Raw genomic sequence first — 12,740 nt, 5'->3', positions numbered from 1 at the left:
CCCCAATGAGTGTTTCCCTGGACGAGGTCGTCGGCGCGCTGCGCGCGTCCCTGCTCGACAACCAGAAGCTCAAGCAGCAGAACCAGCAGCTCACCGCCGCGCTCAGCGAGCCGGTGGCGATCATCGGAATGAGTTGCCGGTTCCCCGGCGGCGTCGGGTCGCCGGAGCAGTTGTGGGACCTGGTGGCCGCCGGCACCGACGCGATGTCGGCGTTCCCCGACGACCGGGGCTGGGACCTGGGGGCGCTCTACGACCCCGACCCCGACCCGGACAGCCGGGGCACGTCGTACGTGCGCGAGGGCGGGTTCCTCTACTCCGCCGGGGACTTCGACCCCGCCTTCTTCGGCATCAGCCCCCGCGAGGCCCTCGCCATGGACCCGCAGCAGCGGCTGCTGCTGGAGACCGCCTGGGAGGCGTTCGAGCGGGCCGGCATCGACCCGGCCACGCTGCGCGGCACGCCCACCGGCGTGTACGCGTCGACCAGCAGCCAGGGCGACTACGCCGCGCTGCTCACCGGGGTCAGCGGCGGCGTCGAGGGCTACCTCGGCACCGGTAGCGCCGCCGCCGTGGCCAGCGGCCGGATCTCGTACGCCCTGGGGCTGGAGGGGCCCGCGGTCACCGTGGACACCGCCTGCAGTTCGTCCCTGGTCGCGTTGCACCTCGCCTGCCAGGCGCTGCGGCTGGGGGAGTGCACCATGGCGCTGGTCGGCGGGGTGTCGGTGATGGCCACCCCGACCGTCTTCGTGGAGTTCTCCCGGCAGCGCGGCCTGTCCACCGACGGCCGGTGCAAGTCGTTCGCCGCCGCCGCCGACGGCACCGGCTGGTCCGAGGGGGCCGGCATGCTGCTGGTCGAGCGGCTGTCCGACGCCCGCCGCAACGGCCACCCGATCCTCGCCGTCGTGCGCGGCAGCGCGGTCAACCAGGACGGGGCGAGCAGCGGGCTGACCGCCCCGAACGGCCCGTCCCAGCGCCGGGTGATCCGGCAGGCGCTCACCAACGCGGGGCTGACCGCCGACCAGGTGGACGTCGTCGAGGCGCACGGCACGGGCACCACGCTCGGCGACCCGATCGAGGCGCAGGCGTTGCTGGCCACGTACGGCAAGGACCGCCGCGCCGACCGGCCGTTGTGGCTGGGGTCGGTGAAGTCGAACATCGGGCACACCCAGGCCGCCGCCGGTGTGGCCGGGGTGATGAAGATGGTCCTGGCGATGCGGCACGGGGTGCTGCCGCCCACCCTGCACGTGGATGAGCCCACCCCGCACGTCGACTGGTCGGCCGGGGCGGTGTCCCTGCTGACCGGGGCGCAGCCCTGGCCGGAGACCGGGCAGCCGCGCCGGGCCGGGGTCTCCGCGTTCGGCATCAGCGGCACCAACGCGCACGTCATCGTCGAGCAGGCCGACGAGGCGGACACCCACCGCGCCCGACCGGCCGGTACGCCCGCCCCGCCGACCCCCTGGATCGTCTCCGCCCGGTCGGCGCCGGCCCTGGCCGGGCAGGCCCGGCGACTGCTGGACCACCTCGGGGCCCACCCCGAGCTGGCCCCCGCCGACGTGGCGTACTCGCTGGTCACCACCCGGGCGGCGTTGCCGCACCGCGCCGCCGTGATCGGCGACGACCCCGACGGGCTGCTGGCCGGCCTGCGCGCGGTCGCCGAGGAGCGCAACGCCCCCGGCGTGGTGCGCGGGGTGGCCCGCCCGGCCGGCAGGGTCGCGTTCCTCTTCACCGGCCAGGGCGCCCAGCGCCTCGGCATGGGCGCCGAGCTGTGCCGCCGCTTCCCGGTGTTCGCGGCCGCCTTCGACGAGGTGGCCGGGGAGCTGGACCGGCACCTGAGCCGGCCGCTGCGGGAGGTGGTCTTCGCCGAACCCGACTCGCCCGAGGCGGCGCTGCTGGACCGCACCGAGTTCACCCAGCCGGCGCTGTTCGCCTACGAGGTCGCCGCCTACCGGCTGGTCACGGCGTGGGGGCTGCGCCCGCAGCACCTGCTCGGCCACTCGGTCGGCGAGCTGGCCGCGGCGCACGTCGCCGGCGTGCTGTCGCTGGCCGACGCGGCGGCGCTGGTGGCCGCCCGGGGCCGGCTGATGCAGCAACTGCCGGCCGGCGGGGCGATGCTGGCGGTGCGGGCCTCCGAGGCCGAGGTGACCCCGCTGCTCGACGAGCGGGTGTCGCTGGCCGCCGTGAACGGTCCCCGGTCGGTGGTGCTCTCCGGCGACGAGGAAGCCGTGCTCGCGGCCGGTGCGCGGCTCGCCGCCGAGGGGCGGCGGTCCCGCCGTCTGCGGGTCAGCCACGCCTTCCACTCCGCCCGGATGGACGGCATGCTGGCCGACTTCCGGGTCGTCGCGGAGAAGGTCACCTGGCATCCGCCGACCGTGCCGGTCGTCTCCGACCGCACCGGCGAGGCGCTCACCGCCGCCCAGGCCACCGACCCGGGCTACTGGGTCGACCACGTCCGGGACACCGTCCGCTTCCACGAGGGCGTCGCCACCCTGGCCGCCGCCGGCGTGGCGACCTTCCTTGAGCTCGGCCCCGACGGCGCCCTGACCGCGCTGGCCCGCGAGTGCCTGCCCGACGTCGAGCCGGCGGCCTTCGTGCCGCTCGGCCGCCGGGACCAGCCCGAGCCGGCCACCCTGCTCGCCGCGCTCGCCGCCGTCGACCTGCGCGGGGCCGGGGTGGACTGGCCGGCCCTCTTCGCCGGCAGCGACGCCGCGCGCGTCGAGCTGCCCACCTACGCCTTCCACCACGAGCGCTACTGGCCGGATCCGCCCGCCGTCGACCTGCGTCAGCCGGTCGCGCCGAGCGACGACGAGGAGTTCTGGGCCGCCGTGGCGGAGGACCGGCCGGCCGCGTTGGCCGCCGCGCTCGGCCTGGACGCCGACCGGCAGGAGGCGCTCGCCGAACTGTTGCCCGCCCTGGCGTCCTACCGGGACCGGCGACGTCGCGGCTCCGCGCTGGACGGGCTGCGGTACCGCGCCGACTGGGTGCGCGTCGCCGTGCCCGCCGCCGCCGCGGCGACCGGCGAATGCCTGGTGGTGGCCGGGGCGCGGACCAACGCCACGGCCGTGCTGGCCGCCCTGCGTGCCGAGGGCCTGGACCCGGTGCTCGTGCGCGTGGGCGACGACCCGGACGAGGTCGCCCGCGCCCTGCCCGTCGGGGGCACCCCGTCGGTCGTGGTCTCGCTGCTGGCGGCGGGGGAGCCGGCCGGGGCCACCGGGACGGTCGCGCTGGCGGGGACGGCCGCGCTCGTGCGGGCCCTCGGCGGCGCCGGGAGCAACGCGCCGGTGTGGACCGTGACCCGGGGCGCCGTGACCGTCGACGCGGACGATCCCGCGCCCGGCGTCGCCGGCGCGTACCTCTGGGGTCTGGGTCGGGTGCTGGCGTTGGAACAGCCGCGCCTGTGGGGCGGGCTGGTCGACCTGCCGGCGGAGCCGGACGACGCCGCGCTCGCCGCGCTCGCCCGGCTCGTCGCGGCCGGCGGCGACGAGGACCAGCTGGCGGTGCGCTCCGGCGGGGTGTACGCGCGGCGGCTGTCGCGCGCCCCGGCCGGCGCCGCCGCCGACGCGGACTGGCGGCCCCGGGGCGCGGTCCTGGTGCACGGGACCGCGGCGGTGCGCACCCCGCACCTGCTGCGGTGGCTCGCCGACCGCGGCGCGACCCACCTCGTCCTCGCCGGCGCCGGGGCGCCCGCCGCCACGATCGGCCGGGACGTCGCCGTCACCGTCGTCGACGACCTCGACGGGCTGCCCGCGACGCTGGACCGGCTGGCCGCCGCCGGCACCGTCGTCCGCACCGTCCTGCACGTCGCCGACTCCGACGGGGCCGGCGACCCGGTCGCGGCGCTGGACCCGCGCGACCTGGCCCACGCCGTGGCCGCCCGCACCGCCGCCGTGGAACTGCTCGACCGGGCCTGCGCCGGCCGGCCGATCGACGAGTTCGTCGTCTTCACCTCCACCGCCGCCGTCTGGGGCAGCGGGGGAGCGGCGGTCGCCGCCGCCGCCGGCGCCGGGCTGGAGGCGCTGGCCGCCGGCCGGCGCGCCGCCGGCCACCCGGCCACCGTCGTCGCGTGGGTGCCCTGGGCGGACGAGGTCACCGACCCGGCGCAGCTGCGCCGCCGGGGGGTCCGCCCGCTCCCCGCCGAACTGGCTGTGTCCGCGCTTCAGCAGGCCATGGGCCGCGGCGACGACCAGCTCGCGGTCGCCGACCTCGACTGGCCGGCGTTCGTGCCGGCCTTCACCGCCGTACGGCCCGCACCGCTGCTGCGCGGCGTGCCCGAGGCGGCGGTCGCTGCGGACCGGGACGCCGGCCCCGGTGGCGAGGCGACCGACCCGGCCCGCGTGCTGCGGGACCGGCTGGCCGGCACCCCGGCCGGCGATCGGCACGGGATCCTGCTGGACCTGGTCCGGGCGCGCGTGGCCACGGTGCTCGGGCACGCCTCGCCCGGGGCGGTCGAGGCCGACCGGGACTTCCTGGAACTCGGCTTCGACTCGCTGACCGCGTTGGAACTGCGCGACGCGCTGCGCCAGGAGACCGGGGCGGAGCTGTCGGCCACCCTGCTCTTCGACCACCCCACCCCTACGGCGCTGGCCCACCACCTGCTCGGCCAGCTCGTCGGCGCCGACGCGGCCGGGGCCACCCCGGACGCCGCCGGGGGAGCCGCCGCCCCGCAGAGCGCCGGCGGTGGACTGCTCGGTGGGCTGTTCAACCAGCCGAAGGCACGCGAGGACCCCGCCGGGTACGCCGAACTCCTGGTCAAGCTCGCCCAGTTCCGGCCCAGCTTCAGCGAACCGGCGCAGCTCACCCGCCCGGCCGGCATCCTGCGGCTGGCCGAGGGGAATGCGGGGGCGCATCTGGTGTGCTGCTGCACCATGTCCCTGCTCTCCGGCGCCCACGAGTACGCCCGGCTCGCCTCCGGATTCCGGGGGGTGCGCAACGTCTGGGCCCTGCCCAACCCAGGGTTCGGCGTGGGCGAGGAACTGCCCGCCGGCCTCGACGCCCTGCTGCGGGTGCACGCCGACACGGTGCTGCGCGCCGTCGGCGCCGGCCCGTTCGTGCTGGCCGGTCACTCGGGTGGCGCGATGGTGGCCAACCTGCTCGCCGGCGAGCTGGAACGCCAGGGCCGGTCGCCGGACGCGGTGGTGCTGATGGACACCTACCCGGCGAACAGCGAGGTGCTCGGCGGATGGGTGCCGCAGCTGCTCGACGGGATGATCGACCGGGACAGCGCGTACACGCCGATGGACGACTGGCGGACGACCGCGTGGGCCGGCTACCTGCCCCTGTTCCTGGACTGGCAGCCGACCGAGATGGCGGCGCCGACCCTGCTGGTCCGGGCCAGCGAGCCGCTGGGGGAGTGGGACGGCGAACAGGACGGCTGGCGGTCCCGCTGGCCCTACCCGCACGAGGTGGCCGACGCCGCCGGTGACCACTTCAGCATGGTCGCCGACCGGGGGCCGGAACTCGCCGGCACGCTACAGCGGTGGCTGACCGCGCGGGGCCTGTGACCGTTCCCGCCCCTGGTGTGCCCCTAGCGCCCCCTATCGGCGCACACACATCTATCGGACCGACGTTTCAGGACGGAGCATGACGACGTGGACGAGGCAGTGGTGGTCACGGAGCTGGTCAAGCGGTACCAGCCCAACATGCCACCGGCGGTGGACGGACTGAGTTTCTCCGTCGCCGCCGGTGAGGTCTTCGGCCTGCTCGGGCCGAACGGCGCGGGCAAGACGACGACGATCGGGGTGCTGACCACTCGGGTGCGGGCCACCTCGGGCCGGGCCCGGGTGTGCGGCGCCGACGTGATCGGCGCGCCCGCCGTCGCGCGACAGCTGCTGGCGGTCGTACCGCAGCGGGTGAACCTGGACCGGGCGCTGACCGTCCGGCAGAACCTGCTGTTCCACGCGGCGTACCACCGGGTGCCCCGGGCGGAGCGCATCCGGCGGGCGGACGAGCTGCTGGATCAGATGGGGCTCAAGGACTTCGCGAACCACCGTACCGACTTCCTGTCCGGCGGCCTCGCCCAGCGCACGATGATCGCCCGCGCGCTGATGCACTCGCCCCGGGTGCTCTTCCTCGACGAGCCGTCCGCGGGCCTCGACCCGCAGTCCCGGCTCTTCGTGCACGACCGGATCGCCGAGCTGAAGCGGGCCGGGGTGACCGTGGTGGTGACCACGCACGACATGGACGAGGCGGAGAAGCTCTGCGACCGCGTCGGCATCGTCGACCACGGCAAGCTGCTCACCATGGACACCCCGTCCGCGCTGACCCGTACGCTGCCGGGCAGCAGCACCCTGACCCTCGTGGTGACCCCCGGCGCCCCCGCCGAGGAGGTGCGGGCCGCGCTCGACGCGATCCCGGACGTGGAGCAGGTGGAACACTTCAAGGTGGCCGCCCCGGCGCCCGTCGCCGCGCCGGCGTTCCCCGGCATGCCGGCGATGCCGATGCCCGCGCCGGCCCCCGACGCGCCCGCCGATCCGGACGCCCCGCTCTCCTTCCGGGTCTACACCAGCGGTCAGCCGGCCAACGCCATCCCGATGGCGATGAAGATCCTCGCCGACCTGGGCTGCGAGGTTCGTGACCTCAACATCGGCCAGCCCAGCCTGGAAGATGTCTTCATCCACCTGACCGGAAGGGAACTTCGGTGAGCGTCGCCGCCCCCGCCCCCCCGTCCGCGCCCTCGACGGCCGCGGCGCCGCCGCCGGTGAGCGCGCTGGACCAGTTCGCCACGTTCCGCGCGGTGCTCTCGCGGGACCTGTTCGTCACCGGCCGGGAGCTGGTCGGTTTCCTGCTCCAGGTCTTCATCCAGCCGCTGTTCATGCTGCTGATCTTCGGCAAGGTGCTCAGCGACCTGGGCTATGCCAGCGACGACTTCTCCAACGTGCTGCTGCCCGGCGTCATCGCGCTGAACGCCTTCCTGATCGGGCTGGAGAACACCGCGCTGCCGATGATGATGGACTTCTCCTTCACCCGGGAGATCGAGGACCGCCTCCTGTCGCCCATGGCGATCCCGCTGGTGGCCCTGGAGAAGATCGTCTTCGGCGGCATCCGCGGCCTGATCGCCGGCGTGGTGCTGATCCCGGTCGGCATGCTCATGCTCGGTGTGACCTGGCCCTGGGCGGTCGTGCTCAAGGTGGTCGGGGTGTTGGCGATCGGCGCGCTGGTCGGCGCGGCCGTCGGCCTCGCCTTCGGCACGCTGGTGCCGACGCAGCACATCCAGATCATGTTCACCGTGGTGATGACCCCGATCATGTTCACCGGCGCGACCCAGTTCCCGCTGCTCGGCCTGGACTCGCTGCGCTGGTACCAGGTGATCTGCTCGCTGAACCCGCTGACCTACATCAGCGAGGGGACCCGGTCGCTCGTCGGTCCGCCGGGGGTCGAGTCGCTGCCGCTCTGGCTGTGCATGTGCGTCCTCGCCGGGGTCTTCGTGGTGTTCTCGATGATCGGCATGCGTGGCTTCATGCGCCGCGCCATGGACTAGCTCGACAGGATCCGATCCGCCGATGGCCCGAGCCGCTCCTGCGGCCCGGGCCATCGGCGTCGGTGTCGCCGGTGACACCTCGGCCCGTCCGGCCTGCCGGATCGCGCGAGTCGAACCCAGCCGGCCGGGACGGGCGTCCCGGTCGCCCATCCCGTAGTCACTCGAATACACGTCATTTACCAGCGCAAATGCAGATCGGGTCACTCCATCCGGGAGGATAGAGAAAACAATTCACCTCTCCGCTGGGCGTCGCCAGGTCAGCCGTGGCAGGCTGTACGGACGGCGGTAGTTCACCCTTTCGGCTGTCTTGGAGTGGCAACCATCCCATCCGGGCTCCGCCGAACGTCGCCGCACCGACGAACGTCGGTGCCAGCCCGGCCGCAGACCGAACGGCTCCGCGAACAGCCACCGGTGCGGCGTACTCCAGGGTCGGACGGCGCGGGTCGCCGCACAGGCGGGAAGGAGTGACGGACGGTGGACATGACCGGAAACGACGGTGACCGGGCGGTACTCGTCGTCGCCTACAACAGCGCGGGGATGTTCAACCCGCTGCTCAGCATCGTCGGCGAGCTGAAGGCCCGGGGCGTCGGGAACGTCTGGTTCGCGTCGACCGAGGATCGCCGGGGGGACGTCGAGGGGCTGCGCGGGCCGGGCGAGGTCTCGTTCGTCTCGCTCGGCCCGGCCCGGCCGCAGTCGTCACCGGACACCTGGGACGACGCGACGTACCGGCTGCTGACCACCGGCGACCGGGCGATCAGCTTCGCCCGGTACCTCGACGCCAGCACCGACTACGACCACGTGCAGCAGCTCTACCGGCGCTGCCTCGAGGTCATCGACGAGATCCGGCCGGTGGCGGCCGTGGTGGACAGCCTGGCCAGCTGGGCGATGGACGCGGCGCAGACCCGGCAGCTGCCCTTCGTGGTCAGCATCTCGCTGCCGCCGTCCAACTTCCTCCAGGAGCAGCTGCCGTCGCGCTATCCCGCCCCGTTCTCGGGGCTGCCGGAGCGGATGACGCCCCGGCAGCAGGCGGCCAACGTCGGCTTCCGGAACCGGCTGGTGCGGGCGCTGATGGAGCCGGACCGGCTGCGGCGCAGCCTCGCCGCCGTGGCCACCCGGAAGGCGGCCGGCATCCGCAACCCGGAGATGCGCCCGGCGGGCTACGTGGAGGCCGCCGAGGCGCTCATGGCCTACACGGTCTTCGGCTTCGAGTACCCGTTCGCGACCGCCCCGGAGAAGCTGCGGATGCTGGGTTCCGTCGTGCCCCGGGAGCTGCCGCCGGCAGACGGTGACGACGAGCTGACACGATGGCTCGACGAGCACCCCTCGGTGGTCTACGTCGGGTTCGGCACCATCATGCGACTGACGCGGCGGCAGGTGGACGCGATCGTCGAGATCGCCGACCGGCTCGGGCCCGAGCACGCCGTGCTGTGGAAGGTGCCCGCGCGCCAGCAGCATCTCCTGCCGCCGGCGGAGCGGCTGCCGGGCAACCTGCGGGTGGAGGCGTGGGTGCCGTCGCAGCACCGGGTGCTGGCCCACCCGCACGTGCGGGTCTTCTTCAACCACGGTGCCGCCAACGCCATCCACGAGGCCGTCCACTTCGCCGTACCGCAGCTGGTGATGCCCTTCTGGCTGGACTGCCCCGACGGGGCGGTGCGCGCGGTCGACAGCGGGGTGGCGCTGTCCGTCGAGCGCGCTGACTCGCTGGACGTCGAGGACGTCCTCGGCAAGCTGGAGCGGCTGCTGGGCGAGGAGACGTTCCGGGCGCGGGCGCAGCTGTGGAGCCGGCGGATGCGGCAGGCCGGCGGGGTCACCGCCGCCGCCGACCTCGTGCTGCGGCACCGTGACGAGGCGGCGGCCCGTCGTGGCGTCGGGCTGGCCGTCGGCTGAGCTTCCGGTCGTCGTACGCGTCGAAGGGGCGCGGTGGGCCTCACCCACCGCGCCCCTCCGGCGTCCGTCAGGACGCGGCGCCCTGGGTCTCGTCGGCCAGCGCCTCCGCGTACGCGACGAGCCGGGACGGCAGGTCCGTGCGCCGCTTGACGTCCAGCTTGCGGTAGACCCGGGTCAGGTGCTGCTCCACCGTGCTCACCGTGATGAAGAGCTTGCTGGAGATCTGCCGGTTGGTGTGCCCCTGGGCGGCCAGCGCGGCGACCCGCCGTTCGGCGTCGCTCAGCCCGTCGTCCGGCTCCTGCAACTCGGCGGCGGCCGGGTACGCCGGCAGCCCACTGCCCGGTTCCCGACGGATCAGCCGCTGGGCCAGCACCGACGCCCCGCAGTCCTGGGCGAGCTGGTAGGCCCGGCGGACGAGCAGTCGGGCGCGGGCGGAGTCCCCGGCGCGTTGGAGCGTCTGACCGGTGTCGCCGAGGGCCCGGACGAGTTCCAGCCGGTCGCCGCTGGACTGCAGCAGGTTGACCGCCTCGGAGAGCAGCTTGCGCCGGTGGTCCTGGGCGGCGGTGGTGGCGAGCAGCCGGAGCGTGCGACCCCGGGTGCGGTCGTCGACCCCGTGCGGCACCCGCAGCTGCTCCTGGAGCAGCTGGGTGGCCTGCGTCTTGTTGCCGACGCTGAGCTGCACCCGGGCCAGCTCCAACCGCCACGGCACCAGCCCGGCCGCGTCGATGCCCCAGGTGCGCATCAGCTCGCCGCAGCGTCGCAGGTCGGTGGTGGCGGCGTGCGGCCGGCGCACGGCCAGGTGGTGCCGGGCCCGGGCGGCCAGGTAGTGCAGGCCCAGCGGCGTGCGGAACATGCCGGGCGGGACGGGGTGGGCGAGCCACCGTTCGGCCTCCGAGAACCGGCCCGACTCGGTCGCGCAGGCGACCAGCGTGGCCAGCGGGCCGGCGACCGCCACCCCCCAGGCCGGGGCGGGCATGTCCTCCAGGGCCGCCCGCGCGTGGTGCTCCGCGCCGGGCAGGTCGCCGACGCGCAACGCCGCCTCCGCCCGGACCGCCCGGATGACGGCCCGCCACACCGGGGCGTGCTGGGCGGCCGGCCGGCCGAGCAGCACGTCGCCCCAGACCGCGGCCCGGTCGGACCGACCCGCCCAGAGCAGCGCCAGCAGGGGAGCGGTCAGCAGACCCAGCGCGCCGTCGTCGGTGTGGTGGCGCTGGAGAAGCTGCTCGGCGGTGGCCACGGTGTCGTTGTCCGCGGCCGGCGTCAGCGCGGTGCCGAGCACCGTCACCGCCTGGAGCAGCGGGCTGATCGTGGTCGGCGCGTTCGCCGCCCGGCTCCAGGTGCTCGGGGTCTCCCGCACGGTGGCCAGGTGGTCCGGGTGGGAGAGGGAGACCAGCAGCTGCATCATCCGCAGGCGACCGGCCGCGCCGGCCGGGCCGTGCTCCTCGTCCGACGCGAAGGCGCTGACCGCCTCGGTGGCCTCGTCCACCCGGCCCTGCCAGAGCAGGTAGGGCACGGCGGACAGGCCCGCGTCGGTGGACCAACCGGCGGCCCGCGCCGTCTCCACCAGCTCGGTCAGCTGCCCGTTCACGGTCAGCGGGTTGATCTGCCAGCGGGCGTTCACCAGCATCTCGGTGGTGGCGGTCCGCTGCTGCGCGTCCACCGGGGCGCGGGAGACCAGGCGCAGGCAGGCGGCGGCCACGTCGGGCCGGCCCGACGCCAGCGCGTGGCCGGCGGCGTCCTGGAGCACCGGCACCATCCAGGGTGCGCTCGCCGCGCCGGCGGCCACCAGGTGCTCGGCGACCACGCTCGGCTCGGCGCCGTGGTCGTGCAGCACCTCGGCGGCCCGCTGGTGCAGGCTGCGCCGTTCGTCGGCCGACATGTCGCCCAGGATCGAACGCAGGATGCGCGGGTGGCGCAGCTGGTCGGCCTCCATCAGACCCGAGGTACGCAGCACCCGTACCGCCGGGGCCGTCGACTCGGGCACCACGTCGAGGAGGTGGCCGAGCAGTTCGGTCGTCGCGGGCCGGTTGAGCACCGCCAGCGCCTGGGCCACCCGGCGCACCCCCGGCTCGTGCCGGTAGAGGCAACCGAGCACGGCCTGGTCGAACGCGTCGCCGACCGACGGGCCGTACTCGTCGCTCGTCTCCCCGCTGGCCCGCTCCTCGAGCAGCGCCCGGGTGAGCAGCGGGTTGCCACCGGTCATGCGTACGCAGCGTTCCGCCGTCCTGCGGGCGTCGGCGTTGTCGGCCTCGCCGCCGACCAGCCGGGCGACGGCGTCGACGGTCAGCGGTGGCAGGCCGATCCGGGAGAAGTGCGGCTGGCTGAGCAGCTCGGCCCGGAACAGGGGGTGCGGCGGACGCAGCGTCGAGGCCTCCGCGAGCACGACCATGATCCGGGCGTGGCGCAGCCGGCGGGTCACGTAGAGAAGGCAGTGCAGCGACGCCGGGTCCGCGTGGTGCACGTCGTCGACGGCGAGGACCAGGGGCCCTGCGGCGGTCAGGTCGAGCAGGGCGGCGAAGAGACCGTGCAGCAGCGGCGCCCAGGCGCGGTCGCCCTCGGCCGCCTCACCGCCGGGCTCGGGCAGCGGTACGGCGAAGGTGCCGTCCCGCATCAGCTTCTCGACCCGGGCCGCCGCCTCCGGCGTGAGCCGTGCACTGTGGAAGAGCTGCCCGATCACTCCCAGGTGGAGCCCGCGCTCGGCCCGGGAGCCCGCGGCGCTCATCACCTGCCCGCCGGCGCCGGCCGCCCACTCGCTGAACGACTCCAGCAGGCTCGTCTTGCCGCTGCCCACGGCGCCGGTGACCAGCGCGACGTGGCCGCGCTGCTGGTCCTCACAAGCTCGGAATGCGCGCCGGAGACGGGTGGTCTGTTCCTCTTGCTGCACCAACACCAGCGTGTCAGCCCCTCTCGTACGCGGCGCGGGACCGGGAACCCCGGTGTGGCCGACGCCGCCTCCCCCTTGCCGGACAGCCGCCCCTCCACCCGCGTCTTCCGGGTAGGGGTGGAGCGCACCGGGCCGCCGTGCCGGGTGGACCTGGAAATCTTTCGCCGGACCGGGGGTTCTCGCCGTACGGTCCGCGTGCTGAGGGGAGTCTGGCACCGGTGCGGGCGTGCGACAACGGGCGCGGGACCCCATCGTTTCGCGCACAAACCTGCGGCCCTGAAACGCATTTAGGGGTTGCGCGGAACGCAGTGAGGGGTGTCGAACCCGACCCGGCGGGGGAGATGGCCACACGATGAGTGGCTGGTGTCGGGTGTGCGGCTTGATGGTGTCACATCGGGCGTCGCGACGCACGCCTGCTTGCACGGACCGTGGCGGGGCGCGGACACCAGGCGACGGTCGGCGCGGGCGGAGTCCCCAGTGAACGGCCGGCGACGATCG

The 12,740-nt window shown here is 74.9% G+C and carries 4 protein-coding genes and 1 pseudogene; 4 read left to right on the top strand and 1 reads right to left on the bottom strand.

Annotation, left to right across the window (positions count from 1 at the left end):
• Positions 1-5: 5 nt before the first annotated feature.
• From ACLQ22_RS22210 to ACLQ22_RS22195, 4 genes and pseudogenes are all read left to right on the top strand, one after another.
• Positions 6-5,495, top strand: a pseudogene (locus ACLQ22_RS22210) (type I polyketide synthase); the annotation flags it as partial.
• A gap of 87 nt (positions 5,496-5,582) precedes the next feature.
• Positions 5,583-6,635, top strand: coding sequence for an ABC transporter ATP-binding protein (locus tag ACLQ22_RS22205; protein WP_121397807.1), 1,053 nt, complete (start codon positions 5,583-5,585; stop codon positions 6,633-6,635).
• A complete protein-coding gene (locus tag ACLQ22_RS22200; RefSeq protein ID WP_425694005.1) occupies positions 6,632-7,471 on the top strand; it encodes an ABC transporter permease in 840 nt (279 codons plus the stop codon). Before ACLQ22_RS22205 ends, ACLQ22_RS22200 begins: the two co-directional genes overlap by 4 nt.
• Positions 7,472-7,951: 480 nt before the next feature.
• Positions 7,952-9,358, top strand: coding sequence for a glycosyltransferase (locus tag ACLQ22_RS22195; protein WP_425694004.1), 1,407 nt, complete (start codon positions 7,952-7,954; stop codon positions 9,356-9,358).
• 67 nt (positions 9,359-9,425) lie between these two features.
• Here ACLQ22_RS22195 and ACLQ22_RS22190 read toward each other — a convergent pair whose 3' ends face one another.
• Positions 9,426-12,242 (bottom strand): AAA family ATPase, encoded by a 2,817-nt coding sequence (locus tag ACLQ22_RS22190; RefSeq protein WP_425694003.1) that lies wholly within the window; start codon positions 12,240-12,242, stop codon positions 9,426-9,428.
• Positions 12,243-12,740: the final 498 nt, after the last annotated feature.

It is taken from the genome of Micromonospora sp. DT178, from assembly GCF_049841695.1.
GTDB lineage: Bacteria > Actinomycetota > Actinomycetes > Mycobacteriales > Micromonosporaceae > Micromonospora.
The sequence above is the reverse complement of the archived record's forward strand: the minus strand, read 5'-3'. Positions and strand labels throughout refer to the sequence as shown.

Coding starts and splice junctions, on each gene's coding strand:
- ACLQ22_RS22195 (WP_425694004.1), top strand. CDS start 7,952: ATGACCGGAAACGACGGTGACCGGGCGGTACTCGTCGTCGCCTACAAC.